The organism is Thalassobacillus devorans, from assembly GCF_011761345.1.
GTDB lineage: Bacteria > Bacillota > Bacilli > Bacillales > Halobacillaceae > Thalassobacillus > Thalassobacillus devorans.
This window is the reverse complement of record NZ_JAASRY010000001.1, coordinates 1,291,335-1,316,779: the sequence shown is the minus strand read 5'-3', so window position 1 is coordinate 1,316,779 and position 25,445 is coordinate 1,291,335. Positions and strand designations below refer to the sequence as shown.

Here is a 25,445-nt window from a genome sequence, read left to right as displayed (position 1 = left end):
AGGATGAAAGATTATGCGAAAGTTTAGTTTGTTTCTATCCATGATGGTTCTATTGCTTATGTTAGCAGCCTGTGGGGGAGATAAAACTTCATCAGGTGAAACGAATTCTGAGGTTGTAGTGGGCGCGTGGGGCGGTGACTATCAACAGTTCTTAACGGATTATGTTAATCCAAAGTTTAAGGAAGCCAATAGTGATACTGAAGTGGTTTATGTCCCTTCAGACGCATCTTCTCGTTTGACGAAGCTACGCGTAGAAAAGGAAGGAAATGGAACCTTTGATGTGGTTCAACTATCATATGACACCATTCAAGAAATGATTGATGAAGAGATTATGATGAAATTAGATTATAGTAAAATCCCTAATTCAGAAAACATTAAACCGAACTTAGAGAACCCTTATTTTGTTCCACACATTTATAGTGCCGGAGTTCTTCTCTATAATGAAAAACTTGTTAAAGAAGAACCTCAATCATGGGAAGTATTGTGGGATCCAAAGTATAAAGGAAAAGTTGGGGTTTATGTGGATGTATTTGATCGATGGTTATATGCAGCTGCTGCAGTTGAAGGTAATACGGAAGGTCAAAATTGGGAGAAGAGTTGGGACAAGTTTGCATCGATCACGAAGCAAAATCCTAAGTTCTATACTTCCCAGGAAGCTTTAGGAACAGCATTAAAAACAGGTGAAATTGCTTTAACTATTGGTTGGAAATCTCGTGCTGTGCAATGGAATGAATCAGGCGGAGATCCCATTGGAAATACCATTCCTCAAGAGGGAACATATCCCAGGATTTATGGTGGCGGTATTCCTGCCAATGCTCAAAATGTAGAAGCGGCATATGATTATCTAAATGCTATGCTAGAGCCAGAAGCTCAAGTGGAATTTGCAGCGAACATGGGATATGACACTACTGTGGTCAATGCCGAAATGTCTGATGAATTAATCGAGGACGTAGGTTTTTCTAAAGAAGAAACTAAACTCGTTAAGTCAGTGGACTTAGGTTATGTATCGGAAAATTATGCTGCTTGGAAGCAAAAATTTGATCGAGAGATTGCAAGTGAATAATAAAACATAGAAAAACCGAAGGGGGAGTTTTGTGTCCCAGAACAGAAATAAAAGCAGATTTGAAATAGGAATGCTAATTGCTCCTACAACTATTCTAATTACGATTATGTTCCTGCTACCTCTTATTTACTTTTTAAGAGTCAGTTTCAATCAAAATATTCTAGGCGGATTCATGGAGTCCGCCTGGACCATTGAGAATTACATCGGATTCTTCACCGATCCATATTTTTTAAAAATCCTATGGAATACAATCTATATCTCTATAGCAGCAACTCTGCTTACACTTGTGATGGCCTTTCCAATCGCGTATATCCTAGCAAGAATGACATCTAATTGGAAGGGTGTGCTAATCGCACTTGTTGTTTTTCCGCTTTTAGTAGGAAATATTGTACGGGATATTGGTTGGATTTCTTTCTTCAGTGAAAATGGACTTGTAAATCGAATCATAACAAAAATAGGGCTTACGGATGGTCCTGTTCAATTTTTAGAAACACCACCGGCCGTTATTATTGCTATAGCCAATGTTGTCCTTCCGTATATGATTTTAACGATACAATCTGTGATTGAACGAATCAATCCCGCATTAGAAGAAGCGGCTATAGATTTAGGTGCATCAAGGTGGAAGGTGATTCGAACGGTATTGATTCCGATTGCTATGCCAGGTATTCTAGCGGGAACACTCTTTGTATTTATTCTTTCTATGAATGCTTACACCACTCCTCTCGTTATTGGGGGCACTAAGGTTCAAATGATGGCACCTGCTTTATATGCCCAAATTAATGAAGTATCTAACTGGCCGATGGGGTCTGCAATGGCAATTATCCTGATTACCATCACACTGCTTTCATCTATTTTGTACTTACGAGTCATCGAACGAACTACCTCCGGTAGCAATCATGCCACTACAACGGAGGTGAAAGGATAGATGCAACAATCTAAATGGTTAACCTTTTTCAAACGGATACCAATCTTTTTAATCTTTGGTTTTATTGTGTTACCTGTGTTTATGGTTATATGGATATCCTTTTTCTCAACTTCGTTAATTACCTTTCCTCCTAAAGGATATTCTTTCAAATGGTTTGTGGAGCTTCTACATCATCAAGAATTCTTAAACTCCTTCTTTTTAAGTTTAAGGGTGTCTTTTTTTGCCATGATCATTTCATTGGTATTGGGTTTACTCGGATCTATTGCCCTTATTCGATATAACTTTAAAGGGAAGAAGATTTTTGAATTGTTATTTCTATCCCCTTTAATTGTACCTACCATTATTACAGGGATCGGAATTTATATTTTCCTATTTAATACGGAACGGTTAATTGGTATTGATATGGTACCAAACCTTTGGGCATTAATTACAGCTCATGTCATTATTTGTATTCCGTGGACAGTACGATTAATTTCAGCAGGACTCCAGAGTATTAATCCATCTTTAGAAGAAGCTGCAATTGACTTAGGTTCTACTAGAATCCAAGCATTCATCAAAATCGTTCTACCTAACTTAAGACCTTCAATTATTGCTGCTGGAATTCTATCCTTTATTCATTCCTTTAACAACTTAGAGATCAGCTTGATGTTGGTGAGACCGGGGGAGTTAACATTACCGATTGAAATATTAAATTATGTATTTTGGAAGGTAGACCCATTAATTGCTGCCGTTTCAACAGTCCAAATTATTTTGATCGGGATTTTAATGTGGATTGCTAACAAGTTTATTAGTATCAGAAAAGTATTTTAATGTAAATTTATTTAGGTTGGAAGTGGATTATATGAAGAATAGGATAGCAAAACTAGCAAATTGGCTAGAAGATGAAAAAGTAGATTTTGTGTTTATTAATTCAGTAACCAATATTTATTACTATACCGGATTTACGTGTAAACCCTACGAACGCTTAGTTGGACTATTTGTATTTTCTGAAGCTGATCCTATTATGGTTTGTCCAAAACTTGAAGAAGAGCAAGTCAAACAATCGGGATGGAGTTATGGAATCATTAGCTATCAGGATAGTGAAGATCCTTGGAGCAAGATTAAGGAGTCTCTTGACCGAGAAAGAATTAATCCTGCATCTTATGCGATAGAGGAATCGGTTTTATCTTATAAACGGAGTCTAAAACTACAAGGGTTATTTCCTTCGGCTTTTATTGTACCATTGGATGAAGTGATAAACCAGGAACGTTTGATTAAAAGTGAACAAGAAGTTGAAGCCATGATAGATTCCTCCAGAATAGCAGAGTATGGGATAGAAGTCGGTATTCAGGCATTGCGGGAAGGAATTACAGAAATTGAACTAGTTGCCCATATCGAATATAAACAAAAGAAAAAAGGTATTCGACACATGGCGGCACCACCTATGGCATTATTCGGAAAAAACAGTGGCCATCCACATGGGAAGCCCGGGTTACGGAAGTTAGAGGAAGGTGATTTCGTGATGTTAGACCTTGGAGTAATTCTAAATGGTTATTGTTCTGACATCACTAGAACCTTTGTATATCATCGCGTTTCGAATCACAAGAAAGAGATTTATGAAACCGTCTTGGAAGCGAATCAGAAGGCGATTGAAAGCTGTAAGCCTGGTATGACGATTGGAGAAATTGATCGAATTTCGAGAAAAGTGATTACAGAAGCAGGTTATGGTGATTATTATCCTCACCGCGTAGGGCATGGGATTGGGTTAGAAGGACATGAATATCCATCCCTGCATCAAAACAATGACAATGTTTTGCGGGAAGGAATGACTTTTACAATTGAACCAGGTATTTATATTCCTGAAATTGGCGGTGTTCGAATTGAGGACGAGATTTTAGTCACCAAGGATGGATATAAACTATTAACTCAATATCCTAAGAAACTGCAGGTAATATAATCTAATTTATCTAGAATCCCCGGAATACGTCTAGGTAAATATTTCTAACATAAGGAGCATATTTTATGGAGGAACTAATTCTAAATCAAGTCGTGAAAAAGTTTGGAGATAACGTTGTCGTCAAAAATATAAGCCTATCAATCAAGAAAGGCGAATTGGTTTCTTTACTTGGACCAAGTGGGTGTGGGAAGAGTACAACACTTCGTTTGATTTCAGGGTTTTTAGAGCCTGATGGAGGAAAAATCACGATGAATGATTCTGAAGTCACTCATACCCCACCCAATAAAAGAGATACAGCATTAGTGTTCCAAAACTATGCTTTATTTCCTCATATGACCGTGGCTGAGAATGTAGCCTATGGTTTGAAAATGAGAAAGGTACCGAAAAGTGAAATTAAATCGAGGGTAAGCGAAGTTTTAAAAATGGTTCACTTGGATCATTTTGAAGATCGTTATCCAGGGCAATTATCAGGTGGGCAGCAACAGCGTGTAGCCCTTGCTCGTGCTATTATTGTGAACCCAAGAGTACTATTATTAGATGAACCTTTAAGTAATTTAGATGCAAAACTTAGAGATGAAATGAGAAATGAAATTCTAAGTTTGCAAAAACGACTAGATTTAACCTGCATTTTTGTAACCCATGATCAGGAAGAAGCCTTAGTATTATCAGATAAAATTGTCGTTATGGATGAAGGGAATATCCGTCAAATTGGGACTCCAAGTGAGATTTTTGACTCGCCGAAATCATATTTTACGGCACACTTTGTTGGAGTAAGGAACATTTTTGATGGGAAAGTGGAGGATGATTATTTTATTACGGACAAAGGCTTAAAGGTGAAGTTGATTAGCACAGAAAAAGGCATTAAGCACATTGGTATTCGTCCAAATATGGTTGTGTTAAATCCGACTGACACTACAGAGTATAGTAACCAATTCAATGTAAGAATAAATCAAGTGATTTATAAAGGGACAATAATTGAGTTAAATACAACGTTTAAAAATGGTGAAAACATGGTCGTAGAAGCTCCTTCAGAAAAACATGATATTAATAGTCTACATGTAGGGGATGAAGTGACTCTCTGTTGGCGGGCGGATAAAGTCATCCCGTTATTTGAGTAATTCGTTTTGCTGTCGATATGGACTGCTCCATCTATGAAGGAGAAAAAAGCTTGGTCTATCTAATTCTAATACTCATTGGATTTATCGGGGGTGCCATTGGGAGTTTGGCAGGTCTAGGTGGTGGGATTGTTATTGTTCCTTCCCTTTTATTTTTAGGGGACAGTACAAACCTTCTCCCGCCCATAACCCCTCAGCTTGCCGTTGGTACATCTATTATCATTATAATTTTCACGGGTCTATCGTCGACCTTAGCATATTTAAAACGCAAGAAGGTCGACTATGTAAGTGGTTTGATTTTTTTTATTGGAGGTGGACCTGGAGCTTTGCTAGGTGCATTTCTAAATGAAAGGTTAAATAATGATTTTTTTAATCTGTTTTTTGGATTATTAATGATTGTCATTTCGATTGTGTTAGCCATTACCAATAAACTAAGGGTTTTTAAGTTGAAAAAAGGGCTTGAGAGGATATACAAAGATAACGATGGAAATGCGATTACATATCGAGTTCATATTCCGATTGGGATTTCATTTTCATTTTTAGTCGGAATCTTGTCAGGCTTATTCGGTATAGGAGGAGGTGCATTGATGGTGCCACTTATGCTGATTGTATTCCGTTTCCCTCCATCTATAGCTGTCGCAACCTCCATGCTACTAGTCTTATTATTTGCCGCTACCGGCTCTATTGCACATATGGTACAAGGCAATGTGGAATGGTTATATACAGCAGCCTTAATCCCAGGTGCATGGATTGGAGCAAGATTTGGTGTTTGGATTAGCACACGGTTAAATGAAAAAACAATTGTCATCATTTTTAGACTCTTTATCTTTTTAGTAGGTGTACGACTAATTTTATTATCTATCTAAAGGAGTTTTATCATGTATATATTTTCAGAACAACAATCCCTCCAAGATAACTATAAGTTATTAATGGGAAGTGTGGTTCCAAGACCTATTGCCTTTGTCACAAGCATGAATGAGGATGGGGTAATCAATGCGGCACCATTTAGCTTTTATAACATTGTAAGTCACAATCCTCCCATTTTGATGTTCTCAGCTGGACGAGACAAAGGGGGAGAGATGAAGCATACGGTTGCAAATATAATGGCAAATCAAGAATTTGTAGTTCATGTAGTAAATCAGGAAATTCTTAATCAAGCTAACCACACAGCAATTGATGCACCTGAGGGTGTGAGTGAGGTGAAATTGGCCGGTTTAACAACTGTTCCTGGAGAATACGTTTCTGTTCCTCGGATTTCGGAAAGTAAAATTGCTATGGAATGTGTACTTCACCAGCATATTGAATTAAAGGATAATAAAGGTAATGTGAATTTTGATATGTTACTTGGTGAGGTTAAGTGTTTTTATATTGAAAATGAGCTTTATTATGATGGAAAGATTAATATTGAAAAGTTAAAGCCGGTTGGGAGATTGGCTGGACCAGGGTATTGTTATCTAGGGGAGTCATTTAGGATAGCTAGGCCAAAGTATTGAGTGCCTATACTGATATAAGTGGGTATTTTTATAAAGAATAAAATATTTAAGGGAACGTTACTTTATAGATAAATATAGTACCTCATTTTCAATCAATTTTTAATCATAGTCTAAAATAGATCATCTAGTTTAGACTATTAGGAAAAGAGAAAGAAAAATTAGTCAAAAGGGATTAAATAATTTTTGCACGGAATTTATCCTGATTTAATCGAACACCTGGTCGAACGAGTATGGAATTTCAGCACCGAAATATTTATTTATGGAATGATTTAGATTGTAAACTGGGAATTATTTCACTTATATTTATTTAAATCTATCGAACATAAAGTGCACATAACATGAATATTACAGGAGATTAAGTACTTGTATGAGAGTGAAAATGGATGATTTTATAACAAAAATCTTAAAGAGGTTGATATAAAAAAATCCAGCCTGATAGGATAAAAGTAGAATTTGTTGTACCATCGCAATAAAATTTTTCTACATTATCTTGATTTTAAGTTTTAAATACACATGGGCGAGAACTAAAGAAGAGAAACACCCATGGAGGGGTTTCTCAATTATTAAGCAGAAATAACTCTTGTAAAACCTCTTTTTAAACTTCCCACTTAATATCCTATGGAGCAGCTTTGTCTTTAGTGGGGCAATAAGGTAGCTACCAAGTCATTTGGAGGTGGCAAGAAGTTTATGGGATTCTATACGTTTTCACCTCACCGGACAACCTTTTGCAAAGCTCATCATAGTCCCCTTTCAGGGGTTCATTCGTGAATGTAACCTCTGAAGCAGGAAGGGTTTTGTTCAAGTACACCTCTTCATCAAACAACTTTTCGGTACTGATGCTTCTGCTTCTCCAGGTACTACCGTCAAGGTTAATTCTCTTGTAAATATACATAGGTTATCTCCTCCTTACTTTATAATCGTTTAAAGGAGGAGATCTGGTGTCATTGCAATTTAAAAACTTCATCATCAATGTTACAACTGTTTTTTGTATTTGTTAGCTTAAAATTATTCCAATATCGGAGGCTTTACATGAAAGTTAAAAAGAAAAAGGAGACAAAGAATGACAAATACTTTGGAAGATCAATTAAGAGTTATAAGAAACGTATATAAATTTTGAAGTAAGGGCATCTTTAGAAGAACTTGATAAAATATTTACCAATGTTTTGGAGAATAAGTATTTCAAGCACTATATACAACTAACAGTATAATAATTATTACTACTAAGCTAATAAGGATTGAGTTATTACCTATGAGATTAAATCAAAAGCTATCACCACCGAGAAATCCAAATAAACGTCTTTGTGTTGCAAGAAACATTACCTTTCCTATTCAAAAGGAAAATGAGGATTTGCTACGTTTGTTGTCGAAAGTGCCGAGGTTTATGAGGCCAGGAAATGATACCTAACGATTGAGATGAGTAAAAGAACTTCGGGAGCATTGGCATATGATAAGGACCATGACTAAAGTGCAAGCTTAGAGTATCGTTTTCCATAAAAGCCAGTATTCCGAGTGTATATAATAGGATGAATATTTTATATGTAAATAAGTCAATACTAGCATGTAGCTCAATCTATATTTGATTTACATGCTTTTTTTGTTGCTTAATTTCTTCAAATGGTTATTTTTGAAACATCTATTTTTAATCCGGAGAAACCGATAGAACAGTCTTTTAACCTCTACGTTAGTGAGAGTGAAAAAAATTGTAATATTACTTATTTAGCTCATAAGGGGGGCTGTTGTGGAAAATGTCTTTTGTTATTACAGAAAATCCATTGAATTTGGTAACTCATGGTCTCCAGTTCAACGTATTGTTCATCAGGAAAAAGTCCTCTTAAATTATTGTGAAATGAAAAATCTTTCGGTACTCAAGAGGTTTAGTGACCTAGGCTATCTTGGACCACCTTTCCCACGTTCTGAATTACTACAAATGAGGAGAACATTAGAAAAACCTAAATATGATGTGAATTTAATGGTTTTATACAGTTTTGAAGCTTTAAATGATGATATAAGAAGGAACGACGCTTTGCTTTTAGAAGTTGTAAAGCAAATTGGAAATGTTTACTTTTTCAAAGAAAATCTAATTATGGACTATGTTAGGTTCAGTTATTATTTAGAAGGTTCCAAGGTTAATGGAAAGAAAAAGTATAGATATAGCAAACGGCGGTTAGGTTGAGTTAATACTTAAACTATAATTAAATTCGATTTTAAAGGTATGCAGGTAAACAATATATGATAGTGATATTATCAGTGCGGAAAGAATAATGATGGCTTTGAGAAATGTACAAAACGTAAAGAACTTCATAAAATACCATCGGTACCCAGAAACGCTATAAAGTGAGAGTTCTCTCCACGTAGGGTGGTAAAACATTACTAGTATTTAAGTACCTTCGGTACTGTTTTAGAAACAGTGGTCCTTATCGACAGTGGAAATCTCAAAGGTTTATTAAATCTTCTTAAAAGAGTCTTTAAAAACCCGCTCCTTTTCCATTTGAAAAAGGAAGCGGGCTGCGATTATACATCGAGAGAGGTACTTTGATATACAAGTATTATAGAAAGGTAATAGTTAACTTTCTAAGTCATTAACTAACATATCTTCGATGACTGGTACCATTTTATAATTAAATGGTATACCCTCTACAGTGAGGCTATACGATAATGATGTAAACCCCAGTGTGTCATTAATATTTAAATTCCCTACATCAAGTAAATGATAATCAGCAGGAAACCCTTTCTCATATTTTTCTAATACTGGCACTATACTTTCATCAAGCATATCAAAGATCATTTCTCGATATCCTTCAAATGTTAAGTGTGGAAATAGCTTTTTAATCACCTTAATCATATTCTCAACTAATTGAACATTTCCTATCGAAGTTAGAGTTACGACTTTATAGGTATTTAAAGACAAATTAGCAATGCCTAAAATGATCTTTTTTTGTTCTTCACTGTCACCAATTGAAAAGAAGCAACCAAAATTATATCCATGTTCAACATCATTTAAAGTTGCATAACGATGATATGGTTTGATATTCCCCCATGCACCTCTTATTTCATTGCTCATTTCTTTTTGAATCTCCACTGTATCGTCCTCCCTTTTCTTAAACGATTTTATTCATCTGTTTGAAAGTATTGTTATGAATTTAAGGCAATCTTACTATTCCAACTATATGGCACAAATTTGAAACAATAAAATTTTGAAGTGCGAAAAATATATGTAAGAAAATCACTCCTGTCTATTAAACAAACGCGTCTATTTCAACAATTTTTTATACCAATTTTATATAATGACGAATAACTACAGCGAATATAGATATACTAATTCATATCATGATGTTGAGTATTTCGTAGTCTGGCATAATTGGCTATTCCCTATGTGGAGTAGCCAATTGTCATGTCTTGCTGTAATTATTGGATATAAAACATAAATGAAAACCCGCTCCTTTGTTTAAAATAAGGAGCGGGTTTTTACAATAAAATGTCCATAATCAAATAAGGTCACGTTCAGTTGTTGCTGGATGAAATATTTAACTCTGTCTTAATCACCTTATCCTTAAGCGATCAATGTTAAGGGTATTTACTAACTTTTCAATAGCTTGATTTTTTAGTTCATTTCCACTCTCGTTATGAAAAAGTTCGAAACCCTCCGAAGATCCCCATCAATGGTAGTGAAAGCTTCTGCACCAGAGGCATAATTTTGAGGTGCTGAATTTTAAACGATAATCTCACGATTATACATATCCAGACCCGGACAATTGACTTAATTGAGCTGCTTTTATCTTAATAAACAAATTATATTTATAAACTGCATAAATACAGCAAGTATAGGTATACTAATTATATGCTTATGCTTATGTTTAGTATTTCGTAGTCTGGCATAATTGGCTATTCCCTATGTGGAGTAGCCAATTGTCATGTTTAGCTACAATTAATGGATTTCCAATAACTAAAAACCCGCTCCCTTTTATTTAGAAAATAGGGAGCGGGTTTTATTTAGAAGAAAAAATACGTGTTGAGAGTATAAGTTCATATAATAGAGATTGTATGAAGTTATGTTCACTTACATGACGCTATACGGTTGATCGCCATTTTTATTTGCATATCCTCAATATTCAGTTCCATTTGTTGTTTAAATATTTATTTAAATGTTCTTATATCATACCGATTATAAGAACTCTGGATAAAAAATAGTTAAGATAGTGTGGAGGGTATGGAATTATGAATAATGTACAGTATGTTAATGTAAGAAGTGTATATGATGTATAATGACAACATGAGTAACAACAAGCAAGTAAAGGTTGTGATAAACAATGGTTCGTTCAGACTTAGTATTAAAGTTAATAGAAGCAGGAGTTACTGGGAATCAACAATTATTGGTAAGAACTGTTGAAGCCATGGCAGCAGATGAAAGAAATAAGCAACACCATGTTTTAGCAAAAAAGTTAGAAAAATCACTGAAAAATAACCAAACTAAAAATACAAAACAATTCTTAAACACATCTTTCAACAATAATGATTTTGTTTATGAGGTTCTACCTTCAAAATGCTTAGGTGATTTAATTTTATCTAATATAGTTACCAACGCAATTAATGAAATTATTGAAGAACAACATCGTACTGATCTTTTAAGATCATTTAATTTAGAACCTCGAAATCGTATATTGTTAACTGGCCCGCCTGGAAATGGTAAAACAACTTTGGCAGAGGCTGTAGCAAATGAATTAGTTGTACCCTTATATATAGTTAGATACGATGCGATAATTGGAAGTTATTTAGGGGAAACAGCTTCTCGGTTAGAGAAGCTATTTCGAAGTATTAAGTCACACAAGTGTGTATTATTCTTCGATGAGTTTGATACTATTGGAAAAGAAAGAGGAGACAGCCACGATACAGGAGAGATTAAGAGAGTAGTCAGTTCTTTACTAATGCAGATAGACTCTTTGCCGTCACATGTTGTTATCATAACTGCCACTAATCATCCAGAATTATTAGATAGAGCTGTATGGAGAAGATTTCAATTACACCTATGTCTTGATACGCCTAATAAAAAGCAACTTACACAATGGATCAATGATTTAAGACAAAGTTATGATAGTTCTTTGGGGATATCAAATAATATTTTAGTGCAAAAGCTACAAGGATTGAGCTTTGCAGAATTAGAGCAATTTGCACTAGATGTACAGAGACGGTACGTTTTATCCTTTGATACAAATATAAAAGCAATTGTCAAAGGTAGATTAGATCAATGGACAGAACGTTACATAACTGAGGAAGAACAAACCAAGGAGGAGTAGATGATGGAAAGACCATTACTTTTTTTCTCTGAACCTAGTTTGTCTTCAAGAGATAGAAGGCCTTTTCCACCAAGACAGCCACACATCCCATCTTCAGAAAGACAAACTGTTCGGATTGAGCCAAAGTTACAAAGTTTAGTAGATGCACTGGATAGAAAATCAGCAAATTTGAGTGATGGTTCAGTGGGATTTTTGCCAGAAGAAACATTAGTATTTGAAATAATCGGTAGCATAGATCAGTTTGTAAATGCTGTGAGGAAAATAGAAGGTTTAGAATGGCTGTGTGAATTAGAAGAGTCTTTTGAACCTGATGAAGATTTTTATCTGGAAAACGATGGTGAAAAAGAAGAGAAAGAATTAAATGGTCGATTGTATTTTATTATGACGGACCAAACCGCACTTCAACAACTAATTGGTTTATGGGAGATATATAAAACAGGTGAGAAGTTACCGCATGGTTTAGGTCGGTGGAAACATCTGTTCGCTTATCTAAGAGACATTAGAAATTGGAATATAAATGATAGACTAGATGGGACTGGATTACTTGAAGATTGGCAAGAACGTGTAGATAGGAACGAAGAAGTTATACAATTTGAAATAGAATTATGGTTTAGAAGTATTCAATCAAAAAGAGATGAAGTATATCATAAAGTAAAAAGTATGATTGAAGAATGTAATGGTGAGATAATTCAAGAAACCGTTATAGAAAACATTAGTTATCACGGTATTTTAGTTTCTACTCCAATTAATGTGTTCGAAGTGATTAGTGAAAGTGATGCTATTAGCTTTATCAGATCAGAACACATCATGTTCTTCCGACCAATTGGTCAAATCTCAACGAAAATACCTCACTCAGAAGAGCACCTAATCACTGAAGATGATCGGTCAGGTGAAGTTATGGATGATCCAATAATAGCCTTATTTGATGGACTTCCAATTGAAAATCATGAGCTGTTAAGAGATAGAATTAAAGTTGATGATCCAGATAATTTGAGTACAGACTATAATGTCACTGAGAGAAGGCATGGCACTAGTATGGCCTCATTAATAATACATGGTGAACTTGATGAAGAATCTCATCCTTTAAATAGAAAAATATATGTTCGGCCTATAATGAAACCTAATGAAAGAGATTTTAGTGAAATAAGAAGCGAATGTATGCCCTTAAATACTTTGCCAATTGACCTTGTATATAAAGCAGTAAAAAGGTTGTTTGAAGGAGATGAAGAGGGGGAGGCAGTAGCTCCAAATGTTAAAATAATTAACTTGTCTATAGGTGACATGGCTAGACCCTTTGATAGGTTTCTTAGCCCTTGGGCTAGGTTATTAGATTGGCTATCATTTAAATATAATGTGTTATTTATTGTCAGCGCGGGTAATTTTATTGATCATATGGTTTTGAACGTAAGAAAAGATGAGTTTAACAGTTTAACTCCTGAAAATAAAGAAGTTGCTGCAATTAAGACCATTTTACAAGAGGCACAACATAGGCGTATTTTGACACCTTCAGAATCCATAAATGCCCTCACTGTTGGTGCATCACATTATGACTCCTCTTCATATGTACAAAGTAGTCATAGACTTGATATTTTTAGCAACCAGTATATGTTAAGTCCAATTAGTAGGTTAGGGTTAGGTCATAGGAGATCAATTAAGCCAGAGATTCTGATGCCTGGCGGAAAACAACTTTATCAGGAAGATATAGTAGGAAGAGATGGGTTGGCATTATTGAGAATTGTAGACAGTCTTCAACCACCAGGTCAGAGAGTTGCACTTCCTGGTACGCAAGGACACCTCAATAAAACAGGCTATACAAGAGGGACAAGTAATTCAACAGCTTTAGCAACTAGGAATGGAGCATTATTATATGATGAATTGCTAGAAATCTTAGGTGAAAATAAAGAAAGAGTTAATATTACATTATTAATAAAAGCCTTATTGGTTCATGGAGCTAGTTGGGAATCAACTTTATCAATAATAGAAGGTGCCTTGAATGAAGGAGAGAAAAAAAATCTAAGAGATCGTATAGTACCCAGGTTGATAGGTTATGGGGTATCTGATATTACACGAATCTTAGAACCTAAACCATATAGAGCCACCATTATAGGCACCAATAAATTAACAAAAGATGAAGCTCATGAGTATACGATACCCTTGCCACCTTCATTAAGTAGTAAAGATGTATGGAGGCGCCTTACAATTACTCTCGCATGGTTTAGTCCTGTTAATGCTTTAAATCAAAAATATCGACAAGCTAAACTGTCATTCACACCTCCACAAGAGGACATCCTGGTAACAAGAACGGAAGCAGATCATAATTCAGTTAAAAGAGGAACTCTTCAGCATGAGATACTTGAGGGAGAACAAGCTGTACCATTTGTTGATGGAAGTAACTTAGAGATAAAGGTTAATTGTCAAGAAGATGCTGGTGGACTAGGTGATATAGAGGTGCCTTATTCACTGGTTGTTACATTTGAAGTCGCTGAGGGTGTAGATATAGAAGTTTATAATGAAATAAGAGAGAGAATAATACAACCAGTAAGAGTTCAATAGTTTTTATAATTAGATTTTTTTGTCGCTAAAAATGATTGGAATCGTTCTGTATCTGTTTCTTCGGTCCTCCTTACACTTAAGTAAAATTAACTTTTTACTTAGTCGAAATAAACTATAGAGTGGCGAATAAAGTAAATCATTTTGCGGTGGTAGCTTTGAGTTTTATTTTTCGAGTATGGTAAACTAGTACCAAACAATTATTTCCATTCTCCCTCAGAAAAGGAGTTTAGTCAGTGAATTATCAATCGGAAGCGAAATTAGAAGAAAACATGATTAAACAACTTATTGATCAGGGTTATGAACCTATTAAAATACCGGATTATGAATCCTTAGTAAATAATTTCTGCAACCAAGTCAATCAATTCAATAAAGAAAAACTTAATGGTAATCCTTTAACCGATAACGAATTCAACCGACTGTTAACTCTAATTGAAGGGAAAAGTATCTTTGCCTCAGCTAAAATACTGAGGGATAAACAGCTCATTGAACGGGATGACGGCACGCAAGTATACATAGAACTCTTTAACACACGGAAATGGTGTAAGAACCATTTTCAGGTGACAACACAGACAACCGTAACCGGTAAATATGAAAATCGTTATGATGTGACTATTCTGATCAACGGACTTCCTCTTGTGCAGATAGAACTGAAGCGTCGCGGCCTTGATTTTAAAGAGGCTTTCAATCAAATTCAACGCTATAGAAAGCATTCCTACAAAGGGTTATATCGTTTCATTCAAATCTTTGTGATCAGTAATGGCGTGGACACCAAGTACTTTTCCAATTCAGATGGGGACATTCTTTATGGTTATTCGTTCTTTTGGTCGGACGATGAAAATAATATCATCACCAACTTGCAGGAATTCACTGCATCTTTCCTTCAACGCTGCCATACAGCAAAGATGATTGCACGGTACATGGTCATTAGTGATGCCAGCAAAACTCTATTGGTCTTGAGACCCTATCAGGTCTATGCGGTAGAGGTCCTTGTAGATCGTGCGCTCGAGACCAAAAACAACGGTTACATCTGGCATACCACAGGATCAGGTAAAACCTTGACGTCATTTAAAGCAAGTCAGATTCTTGCCAATGAACCTAGTATTAAAAAAGTATTTTTCCTTATTGATCGGCAAGACCTTGATTCCCAAACAACAGAGGAATTTAACAAATTCCAAGAAGGTTCAGTCGATGAGACAGACAAAACAGACACTCTGGTCAAACAGATCCGTGATCTTACGAACCCGATCATTGTTACTACGATTCAAAAGATGGCCAACGCCGTCAAGAATCCTAGATATGCTCAGGATATGGAGCGATATAAAGATGAGAGTGTCATTTTCATTATTGATGAATGCCACCGTAGTCAGTTTGGTAAAATGCACACCAAAATTTCTCAACATTTTCAAAACGCTCAATATTTTGGGTTTACAGGAACACCACGACTTCCTGAAAACAAAAGCCAGGACGGTCGTACAACGGCAGACCTATTTGAAAAGTGCTTGCACACCTACCTTATTAAAGAAGCCATTCGTGATGGGAATGTTCTCGGTTTCTCCGTAGAATATCATCGAACCTTTAATGCAACCATCAACGAAGAAGACCAAACAAAGGTTCAGGGAATCGATACAGACGAGATTTGGATGGACGACATGCGGATGAATTTAGTTGCCAGAAACATCCTCGATCACCACGAACAAAGATCACGAAGTAAAGGTTATAGCGCTATTTTCACCGTAGATTCGATCCCGATGCTCGTGAAATACTACAAGCTGTTTAAAGAATACGATCACAATTTGAAAATCGCTGGCATTTTTACATATGGAGCAAACGAGGAAAGTGAAGGAAAAGAGGAACACTCGAGAGACTCCCTTGAGGAGATGATAAGAGATTATAATGAAATATTTAGTACAAACTACTCCAACCAGACTTGGAGTGGTTACTTTAAAGATGTTTCCAAAAAGGTAAAAGCTGCGCAAATTGATATTCTAATCGTTGTACGTATGTTCCTAACAGGGTTTGATAGTAAGACACTAAACACCCTTTATGTAGATAAAAACCTAAAACACCATGATCTATTGCAAGCCTACAGTCGTACCAATCGCATGCATAAAGCAACGAAACCTCATGGAAACATTGTTTGCTACAGAAACTTAAAAGAAAACACGGATGAAGCCATCCGAATCTTCTCCAAAACTGACAGTGTAGATGATGTATTAATGAAAAGTTATGAAGAGTATCTGGCCATGTTCCATGATGCATTAGATAAAGTCAGATCAATGGCTCCAACCCCGGAAGATGTAGACAAGCTCGAAAGCGAAGAAGAACAGAAAAAGTTCATTGAATGGTTTAGGCACCTCAGCAAAATCTTAGTTCGTTTGGAGACCTTTACCGAATTCGAATTTGAGCCCGATGAGCTGCAGATCGATCCTCAAACTTACGAGGACTTTAAAAGTAAGTACTTAAAAATAGCCGACCGCACACGACGTCAAATAGAAAAAACCTCTATCCTTCAGGATATAGACTTTGAGCTTGAGCTCATGCATACCGATCGTATCAACGTCGATTACATTATGAAGTTAATCAGCAACCTAGATTTTGCCGACAAAACTAATATGAACAATGACCTCCGTTTCATCAAAGAAGAGATGGGCCGTGCTTCGGATCCCGAACTTCGTTTGAAAGTCGATTTAATTAAAGGATTCTTAGATCAAGTTGCTCCTTATCTTTCCAACGACGATTCAGTGGTGGTGGAATTCGAAAAATACAAAGAACAAGTACGAGAAAAAGAAATAGATGAATTTTCCTCTAATGTGGAACTTTCCCCTGAGGATCTCAAGAGTTTTATACATGAATATGAATACAGTAATATCATCAATCAGACCGAAATCAGTGATCATTTAAAAATGAGCCTCCTAAAAAGGCGAAAGCTTATCCCAAGAATCAAAACGTTTATCATGGAACACACCAAACGGTTTGCGTAGGAAAGAGAGCTTAAAAGCTCTCTTTTTGTTATTTTTAAAAATAACAAAAATAATTATTGCTATTTTTAAAAATTGCACATATACTTATTCTATAAACACTCGCTAAAGGGGTGACGATCATAAAACTCAATGAGATTGCGACAATTACACAAGGGGTCAATCCGGCACGAATTGAAGTGACGGAAGAACATGCAGATGCCGTGAAAGTGAACTTGCTTACTTTACGTCAATTCAATAAAGCAATCGGCCTTCCTTACAGGATGTTACAGGATAAAAAGCAGCACTCCTTTGTTAAAGAGGAAAAGTTTGAAAAACTCCTTTTAACTAAAGCAGACCGGTTAATCATCCACCTTCAATCCCAAAAGGCTGCTGTACTACCTAAGGAAGACTGGAATTTAGTGATCCCTTCGAATTTTGTTGCTTTAGATTTTGAAGAGGGAATAAGCGCTCCGTTTATGTCCTGGTATTTCAATGAACATCCAAAAATCCAAAAGCAATTTCATCTAAGTACACAGGGGTCAACCATAGCAACGCTTTCTATCAATATGCTGAGAGCAATGGTTATTTCTCTTCCACCTATGGTTGAGCAAGAAAAGATTGCTTCTATAGTTACACTACAGCAACACAAACGAGCACTAATGCAAGAAAGAAATGAGCTTGAAAACAAATGGGTACGTCAACAAATACTAAATAAATTGGGGGAATTCTAATTGACACCAACAGAAAAGGCAAGACTTCATCAATCCGAACTTCATAAAAAGTTATGGGACATGGCCAATGACCTTCGAGGACAGATGGAAGCCTACGAATTCAAGAATTATATTCTTGGCTTGATTTTTTACCGCTATTTATCTGAAAAAGTGGAATCCCGTGTAGATAAACTCTTAGAAGAAGATAACATCTCTTATGAAAAAGCGTGGGAAAAGGAAGAATACAGAGAAGCACTTTCGGAGGAACTGATTGAGCAGATTGGTTATGTCATTGAGCCAAAATACCTTTTCTCCAACATGATTAACGAAATCAAAAAAGGAGATAATGGAGTTTTTGATGTAGAGATGCTGCAAAAAGGTATTAATGCCGTAGAGGAATCCACGCTAGGAGAAGTCAGTCAAGAAGATTTCCAACACCTTTTCGATGATATGGACCTTACCTCTTCCAGGTTAGGTCGTGATGTGAAATCCCGTTCCAAGCTGATCGCAAAAATTATGGTGAACATTAATGAGATCCCTTTCTTACATGACGATGTAGATATCGATGTGTTAGGAGATGCTTATGAATATATGATTTCTCAGTTTGCTGCCAGTGCTGGCAAGAAGGCCGGAGAGTTCTATACACCGCAGCAGGTTTCTAAAATTCTTGCAAAAATCGTAGCTGCCGGAAGAACAGATCTAAAGAGTGTTTATGACCCTACATGTGGTTCAGGTTCTCTTCTTTTACGTGTATCTAAAGAAGCCAACGTCCGTAAGTTTTATGGTCAGGAAAAAACGTCAACCACTTACAACTTAGCCCGAATGAACATGTTATTGCATGACGTAAACTTCAATCGCTTTGATATACAGAACGACGATACTATCGAAATTCCTCACCATCTTAATGAGCGGTTTGAAGCTGTCGTGGCCAATCCTCCCTACAGCGCCAAATGGAGTGGGGATTCCAAGTTTAAAGATGATGAAAGATTCAGTGCTTATGGAAAATTAGCACCCAAGTCAAAAGCCGATTTTACTTTCGTTCAACACATGATTCATCAACTGGATGATAACGGAACAATGGCGGTAGTACTTCCGCACGGCGTTCTCTTTCGAGGAGCAGCCGAAGGTGTAATACGAAAGTATTTAATCAAAGATAAAAACTACCTTGATGCAGTAATTGGTCTGCCGGCAAATATATTTTTTGGTACCACTATTCCAACGTGTATACTAGTATTTAAAAAATGCCGTAAGGATAGTGATGATGTTATTTTCATTGATGCATCGAGCGAATTTGAAAAGGGACGAAACCAGAACCATCTAATAGATGAAAACGTTGATAAAATAGTCAGCACATACATCAAACGTGACACAGTAGACAAATACTCTTATCTAGCCTCACTTGAGGAAATCAGAAATAATGATTATAACCTTAACATCCCAAGGTACGTTGACACATTTGAAGAAGAAGAACCAGTAGATCTAGAATCTGTATCTACGCGCATTAAAGAAATTAACGATGAGATCTCAGAGATAGATGAAGAGCTTGAGAAGTATTTTAAAGAGTTGGGGGTTTACTATGACTAGACCTGTTCTTGGGTTTAAAGGGTTTAAGAACGGTTGGAGAAAGGATATATTAATAAATCGTTTTAAATTAATTGATGGTGATAGAGGAAGCAATTACCCTAATGAAAATGATTTTCAAAAAGAAGGATATTGTCTGTTTTTAAATGCGCACAACCTTACTGAAACTGGGTTTGATTTTAGTAATATGAATTTCATTTCAGAAGAAAAACATAATTCGTTGAGAAAAGGGCAGCTTGAGTTTGAAGATATTATTATTACATCAAGAGGGTCCAAGTTAGGAAAAGTAGCAATCTATAACAAAACATTACCTTCAAATGTTATTAGAATTAACTCAGCTATGTTAATAATCAGGAAAAAGACTGATGCAATAATGGTCGATTTTATGGAGAAACTAATCAGGTACAAAATCTTACCTCGTTTTATCTATAGTTCTAAAATCGGGAGTGCCCAGCCCCACGTTACTGTAAGAGACCTAAATAAAGAGACTTTTTCTTTTCCTAACGACATAGAAGAACAAAAAAAAATCGCCGACTTCTTCTCCCTTCTCGACCGTCGTATTGAAAAGCAGCAAGAAAAGATAGCATTATTAAAAGAACGGAAAAAAGGGTTGCTGCATAAAATCTTTAGCCAGGAATTGCGTTTTAAAGATGATAATGGTAAAGATTTTCCAAAGTGGAAACAAGTTAAAATAGGGTCTATCCTTAAGGTTCGTCATGGTAAAGACCAAAAACAAGTACAAATAGATGAAGGTAAATATCCTATTCTTGGAACTGGTGGAGTTATCGGGTATACTAATACTCCCCTTTATACTAGTCCCTCAGTTTTAATAGGACGGAAAGGTACAATTAATAAACCACAGTTTAGAGAGCAACCCTTTTGGACAGTAGACACCCTCTTTTATACTGAAATTCTTTTAGAACACCGCCCGAAGTTCGTCTATTATCTATTTCAGACAATTAATTGGCTCAAATACAATGAAGCTTCAGGTGTTCCAAGCTTGAGCGCTTCAACAATAGAAAGTATTACTTGTTTGATCCCATCTGTTAAAGAACAAAATAAAATTGCTGATTTTTTTAGCTTATTTGATAATAAGATACAAATTGAAAATCAAAAACTGGTTAACCTTCATGAGCAAAAAAAAGGATTTATGCAAAAAATGTTTATATAAACCGCTCACTTATGGGCGGTTTATATTTTTATTATGCTTTATGTTATATATAGTATTTCTGGATAATCCTGTTCTTCTATGTATATTCATCACGGATTCTTGTTGGTGAAGTAATCGTATAACTTCATCATAAATGACTTTTTCTTTTCCTGTTGCCCCCGAATGATACCTTTTCCGGCCCCCTTTGTAAGCACCTTTATTCTTGGCAATTTCAATACCTTCACGCTGACGTTCTTTAATCATTTTCCTCTCGAATTCTGCAGTAGCAGAAAAAATAGACACAATTAAGTCACTATAGGGATTGTCCTCACGAGTATCGATCCGCTCTTTTAAGGTTACAAGTCCAGCCTGCTTTTCACGCAATTCCTGAATAACCTGTAAGATATGGATTTGTGATCGGCCAAATCGAGTTAAGTCATGACATACCACCACATCATTTTTCCGTATGTACTTTAAAAGATTTTCAAATTCTGGTCTGGCCATCACACCACTTTGTTTTTCAACAATGATATCTTCACAACCATAAGCTTCTAGCTCCTTTAATTGGCGATCCAAGTTTTGTTCATTCGAACTTACTCTGGCATAACCAAATATCATGAAATCCCCCTCCCATTTGAACAACCCTGATTGAACATTTCCAACCTTGATGTTACAGTGTTTTCATTTGTTTGTACAGGGTGTACCTAGATTGAACGGATAGGATAAAAAGATTTTTGCAATTCTATGATATGATGAAAAAGTTAAATAACTTGTCTGGAAATAAAAAGGCGCGATATAGGGTGTATTTTATCAAGGAGAACTATCGATCTAACTGGTGATGAAATAGAGGGTGACTTTACTATTAATGGGCGAGTGCATGGGAAATGAAATCAAACAAAAGTTAATCATCATCTTTGTTTAGTCGTTAAAGCATATGATACAATTGGCAAAATAACAGTATACATAATCAAAAACTATGCGATTTAGTGAGCGGTTACGATATTTTCAACTATAATTTTTTAACTATCTTCCTTTTCAAGTACCCAATATAGGTTTGATGGTAAAAATATATGTTCTATTTGTCCTGTCTCATTATTAAGTTCTATTTCAATAAGTGCATTACCGGATTGATCCACCCTAGCAACCTTGTATATATCACCTGAGCTAATTTCTTGGACATAATCGCCAACTTTAGCATTGCGAGAATTAAGATAGAATCTGAAAGGCACCTTTCACACCTCCCCATTGTTTGTTATACATATATATCGGCCATTTGAGGATAGTGTTTACGAAAAAATATAAAATTTACTATAGAGACAGTTTATTATACAGGACAGGTTACTATCTATATATTCAATAATGCTTAAAGGTGGTTGCTGATAGAATATTTCACCTGCTATGCAAAAGGTCTTTACTGGTATAGTTAGTAAAGTAGCAACTGAAGTAACTATGAGAAAATTAGGACTGAAGTAAAGCACTCCCATCGGGGGTGCTTTTTCTTTTATTAGTTGTCTGATCGTTCCTTTTATATAGATATCCCTCCTTCTCATTACTCCTACAAATGTTATAGGAGTTGCTAATCTGGGACTTCTTAAAAGTAACTTAGAAAAATATGTTAAACTTAACTTACTTGCAGAGAAATCATTAAATTTTTTTTAAATTTTGAGGTGTATGTTTATGAATATAAATCAAGTTGAAAAAGAAATAAGAAGTCATATAAGAGTTACCCAACAGACGGTTATTTTAGCAAAGAAATTCATTTTGAATGAGGAAGGAACTATCGAGGTTAATTCTTCACTTGAACGTTTTACAACGTCACAAGGTTACCCAAAGATATCCCGAGTTGTAATACATAATAGTGTACCTATAGAAGAACAAATAAAACAAGCAAGTGGGTATCTATCTAGGTACATTGCTTATTCCCAAGCTATTTTAGAATTAGTACACTCAAATTACCTATTTCCTACAAGCCAACAGCTATTTCCGTTTGGCGGTAATTTAGACATACCATGGACTACTGTTGTACCTGGGGCAGGAGGTTCATCAAGCTCTTGGAGATTTAGTGATTTTATTATTCCAGTACCCGCAGTTCTAAAAAAATCAATGGTTAAGAATAACACCAAGGAATTTACTCTTTTTGATGTTGATCTTTTTATTTCACAATTGAATATTCCTAATGCCCACGAAGATGTTATTGAAGCTATTAATGACACAATTTCTTGCTTTAAAAAGGAACTCTATCGTCCTTCTCTAACTATGCTGGGGAAAGCTGTAGAAGGAGCTTGGATAGAGTTAGGAATTTCATTATGTGATTATGCGATATCTAAAGGGCTGGATGATGAAAAGAATAATCAACTTAAAGAAAAACTAATGGGTCAAGATAGTTTTGTCTATAAAGTTGATAAAGTTATAAAATTATATTCTAGTCATTACAAAGATTGGTTTAATGAATTGAGGCGTATCACAAGTATTCAGCCAGCTTTTTTGGAAGAAATAAGAATTTGGACAGATGTAATTAGGGAGGCTAGGAATGCAATTCACTTCGGTGCCACTATAAATAGTGAAAATAATTATGAAAAAACCTCTGTCCTTTTACTTGCGGCTATTAGTAACTTTAAAACCCTCTATTATTTAAAACAAACAGCGGATGATGCTCTTAGCCAGGTTGACTAAGATTCTTAGGAAAGTAGAAAGGATGTACAGAATGAGTAAGAATCAAAAAGACCAAGATAACATAGAGCAAGGATGCTTGGATTTAGTAAAAAACAAAATAAATAAGAAAGATTGTTTTGGTATGTCAAATCAACAGTATATTGAATTACAAAAATGGTTAAAGGATGCTAAGCCTAATCAGAATAGTAATGAATTTCCAGATTTTATATTTGAAGATGGCTTTATAGAACATTTTTCAGTTACTTCTTCATCAGAGGGAAGAAAAGGGGCAAAACAGAAGCAAGAATCTTTGATTTTAAAAAGGAAGAGTGAAACTACTTTTTTAAGTAATCTTGATAGTAGTGAAGAAGATACGCAAGTAAGCCAATCATTCTCTCGCCCATTTGAAAAACACACACATATTAATATTGTAAATTCAATAAAGAAAAATTGGCTAAAACATATAAAAAGTTATGAAAAAAAAATGTCTCCATCTAAACATGGTATTTTTCTACTTGAATATATAGATATTAATATTCACACTGCTATTAGCAGAGAAAATGAGCCAGCAGAAATTTTTAAGTCATATAGAATAAGTGCAGACAAGAATTTATTAGAGTGGATACATACATTTAAAGAAAAAATTGAATATATGATATTGGTTAATCCTTCCTCTATTGAAGTAATAAGAATAGACCAAATACTCAACATTATAAAGAGAATTACCGAAGTTACATATGCGCCTATTATAGGCATGGAATCTCATAAATATATAGGCTATAAAATTATGAAAAAAAACATTTAGGAAAATAAGGAAGACATGTTTCATAAGATATGAAACAAGAAAAATATTTAATTACCTCTTCATTAAATTTTTATTAACGAACAGAAATTTAACAAAGCCATTGTACTTTCGGTTGCGTTAGTTTTAACAGGGTCGAACTCTTATTGTTCTAAAGGGGCAGGTTAATTTAATTAGGAATTTGAAAATAAAAGGTGCAAAGACCAAAAACTAAATAGGGGAATCCAAAATGAAAAAGAAAATAAATTATTTAATCTTACTTTTAATGACCATCTTTATGGTTGGATGTGCCCACAACGTAGAAGATGCATCCGCTACAGATGAAAAAACAAATCTACAAGAAGAAACAACAGTTAATACAAATGAGAATAGTGAAAAGGAAGAAGACGCTATGGTTGTTGATGAAACAGTAGTAGAAGAAACAACAACCGAAACGAATGATGAACTATTTTCAGGATACGATTTAATAGAGGTGGACGGTGGTGACTTAAGCGGCGATCGAGAATCAAACGTTGTAGTAGATATAGGATTTGGTGACAGGGAGTACTGGGCATTCACAAATGAGTATGGACAATTAGTGCGAGTTGTTGCAGACGAAATTATTCTGCAAGATGATGAAAATGAGCCAGTCCTATCAAGTGGTAGATACTTCTCTGACGAGGCGAAAGTTCCAGGTGTCGAAAGTGATCTGTTAGATGAGGGCCATGTTATTGCTGACTCTTTGGGGGGCGTATCAAATGCCTACAATATTACACCTCAAGAAAGTACACTTAACCGACATGGTGACCAAGCGTACATGGAGGATGCGATACGTAAAGCTGGTGATGCAACTAATTTTGAAGCAGTCATCTCTTACCCAGATACGAACACACAAATACCTTCAAAATATCAGTATTCATACACGATAAACGGTAACGAGATTGTAGATACTTTCGATAATATAAACCCTGATGAAGTGAATTAGTCGTTAGGTTTAACGGATAGTAACGAACCTTTTAGTTCAGATGACTCTACTCCTGATGAAAAACATGATGTTTCTAGCGTTGATACTAATGGTAATGGGCAAGTAACAATTAAAGAAGCAAAAGATGCAGGTTTCAGTATGCCCATTACATCCGACCACTGGTTATACCCTTATATGGACGATAGGGATGGAGATGGGATGGTTGGAGAGTAGGTCTCTTGTACTTCCAGACCAAAAAGGATCAGGTAAA

At 35.5% G+C, this 25,445-nt stretch carries 20 protein-coding genes and 1 pseudogene; 17 read left to right on the top strand and 4 right to left on the bottom strand.

What is annotated here, in order from left to right:
* The first annotated feature begins 13 nt into the window (after positions 1–13).
* The 7 genes from FHS45_RS06500 (at position 14) to FHS45_RS06470 (ending at position 6,532) form a co-directional block, all read left to right on the top strand.
* Positions 14–1,063, top strand: coding sequence for an ABC transporter substrate-binding protein (locus FHS45_RS06500; protein WP_062446220.1), 1,050 nt, complete (start codon positions 14–16; stop codon positions 1,061–1,063).
* Positions 1,064–1,094: 31 nt separating this feature from the next.
* Complete coding sequence (locus FHS45_RS06495; RefSeq protein WP_062446218.1) at positions 1,095–1,988, top strand: ABC transporter permease; 894 nt, start codon at positions 1,095–1,097, stop codon at positions 1,986–1,988.
* Entirely contained in the window at positions 1,989–2,798 is an 810-nt protein-coding gene (locus tag FHS45_RS06490) for an ABC transporter permease (RefSeq protein WP_062446216.1), read from the top strand. It begins immediately after the preceding gene.
* A gap of 31 nt (positions 2,799–2,829) precedes the next feature.
* The gene (locus FHS45_RS06485) at positions 2,830–3,924 is read left to right on the top strand and encodes a M24 family metallopeptidase (protein ID WP_062446214.1); all 1,095 of its coding nucleotides are present in this window, start codon (positions 2,830–2,832) and stop codon (positions 3,922–3,924) included.
* A 65-nt stretch (positions 3,925–3,989) separates the two neighbouring features.
* Complete coding sequence (locus tag FHS45_RS06480; RefSeq protein ID WP_062446212.1) at positions 3,990–5,042, top strand: ABC transporter ATP-binding protein; 1,053 nt, start codon at positions 3,990–3,992, stop codon at positions 5,040–5,042.
* A 50-nt stretch (positions 5,043–5,092) separates the two neighbouring features.
* Complete coding sequence (locus tag FHS45_RS06475; RefSeq protein WP_062446210.1) at positions 5,093–5,905, top strand: sulfite exporter TauE/SafE family protein; 813 nt, start codon at positions 5,093–5,095, stop codon at positions 5,903–5,905.
* A 12-nt stretch (positions 5,906–5,917) separates the two neighbouring features.
* A complete protein-coding gene (locus FHS45_RS06470; protein ID WP_062446208.1) occupies positions 5,918–6,532 on the top strand; it encodes a flavin reductase family protein in 615 nt (204 codons plus the stop codon).
* A gap of 685 nt (positions 6,533–7,217) precedes the next feature.
* Here the strand turns inward: FHS45_RS06470 and FHS45_RS06465 are convergent.
* On the bottom strand, positions 7,218–7,424 hold the full coding sequence (locus FHS45_RS06465) for a hypothetical protein (RefSeq protein ID WP_062446206.1): 207 nt from the start codon (positions 7,422–7,424) through the stop codon (positions 7,218–7,220).
* A gap of 846 nt (positions 7,425–8,270) precedes the next feature.
* On the opposite strand from FHS45_RS06465, the gene FHS45_RS06460 reads away from it, so the two are divergent.
* Complete coding sequence (locus FHS45_RS06460; protein WP_062446204.1) at positions 8,271–8,705, top strand: recombinase family protein; 435 nt, start codon at positions 8,271–8,273, stop codon at positions 8,703–8,705.
* A gap of 390 nt (positions 8,706–9,095) precedes the next feature.
* On the opposite strand, the gene FHS45_RS06455 is transcribed toward FHS45_RS06460, so the two are convergent.
* Entirely contained in the window at positions 9,096–9,611 is a 516-nt protein-coding gene (locus FHS45_RS06455; protein ID WP_062446202.1) for a hypothetical protein, read from the bottom strand.
* A 1,228-nt stretch (positions 9,612–10,839) separates the two neighbouring features.
* Between FHS45_RS06455 and FHS45_RS06450 the strand changes: the two genes are divergently transcribed.
* The 6 genes from FHS45_RS06450 (at position 10,840) to FHS45_RS20090 (ending at position 20,798) form a co-directional block, all read left to right on the top strand.
* Entirely contained in the window at positions 10,840–11,823 is a 984-nt protein-coding gene (locus FHS45_RS06450) for an AAA family ATPase (protein ID WP_062446200.1), read from the top strand.
* A 3-nt stretch (positions 11,824–11,826) separates the two neighbouring features.
* A complete protein-coding gene (locus FHS45_RS06445; RefSeq protein ID WP_166761374.1) occupies positions 11,827–14,376 on the top strand; it encodes a S8 family peptidase in 2,550 nt (849 codons plus the stop codon).
* A gap of 233 nt (positions 14,377–14,609) precedes the next feature.
* Positions 14,610–17,357, top strand: coding sequence for a type I restriction endonuclease subunit R (locus tag FHS45_RS06440; protein ID WP_062446196.1), 2,748 nt, complete (start codon positions 14,610–14,612; stop codon positions 17,355–17,357).
* Positions 17,358–17,533: 176 nt separating this feature from the next.
* Positions 17,534–18,067, top strand: coding sequence for a restriction endonuclease subunit S (locus FHS45_RS20445; protein WP_062446194.1), 534 nt, complete (start codon positions 17,534–17,536; stop codon positions 18,065–18,067).
* Positions 18,068–19,630: a type I restriction-modification system subunit M gene (locus tag FHS45_RS06430; protein ID WP_062446192.1), complete on the top strand. Its 1,563-nt coding sequence runs from the start codon at positions 18,068–18,070 to the stop codon at positions 19,628–19,630.
* Positions 19,623–20,798 carry a restriction endonuclease subunit S gene (locus tag FHS45_RS20090; protein WP_208416270.1) on the top strand — a complete coding sequence of 392 codons (1,176 nt, stop codon included), beginning with the start codon at positions 19,623–19,625 and terminating at the stop codon, positions 20,796–20,798. The genes FHS45_RS06430 and FHS45_RS20090 overlap by 8 nt, the downstream gene beginning before the upstream one ends.
* A 9-nt stretch (positions 20,799–20,807) precedes the next feature.
* Here the strand turns inward: FHS45_RS20090 and FHS45_RS06420 are convergent, their stop codons facing one another.
* Both FHS45_RS06420 and FHS45_RS06415 read right to left on the bottom strand, forming a co-directional pair.
* The gene (locus FHS45_RS06420; RefSeq protein ID WP_062446190.1) at positions 20,808–21,395 is read right to left on the bottom strand and encodes a recombinase family protein; all 588 of its coding nucleotides are present in this window, start codon (positions 21,393–21,395) and stop codon (positions 20,808–20,810) included.
* Between the two features lie 401 nt (positions 21,396–21,796).
* Positions 21,797–22,006 (bottom strand): hypothetical protein, encoded by a 210-nt coding sequence (locus FHS45_RS06415; protein WP_062446187.1) that lies wholly within the window; start codon positions 22,004–22,006, stop codon positions 21,797–21,799.
* A gap of 448 nt (positions 22,007–22,454) precedes the next feature.
* Between FHS45_RS06415 and FHS45_RS06410 the strand changes: the two genes are divergently transcribed.
* The 3 genes and pseudogenes from FHS45_RS06410 (at position 22,455) to FHS45_RS06400 (ending at position 25,408) form a co-directional block, all read left to right on the top strand.
* Complete coding sequence (locus tag FHS45_RS06410; protein WP_062446185.1) at positions 22,455–23,450, top strand: hypothetical protein; 996 nt, start codon at positions 22,455–22,457, stop codon at positions 23,448–23,450.
* 31 nt (positions 23,451–23,481) lie between these two features.
* Positions 23,482–24,234, top strand: coding sequence for a hypothetical protein (locus FHS45_RS06405; protein ID WP_062446183.1), 753 nt, complete (start codon positions 23,482–23,484; stop codon positions 24,232–24,234).
* Between the two features lie 226 nt (positions 24,235–24,460).
* Positions 24,461–25,408, top strand: a pseudogene (locus tag FHS45_RS06400) (DNA/RNA non-specific endonuclease).
* Positions 25,409–25,445: the final 37 nt, after the last annotated feature.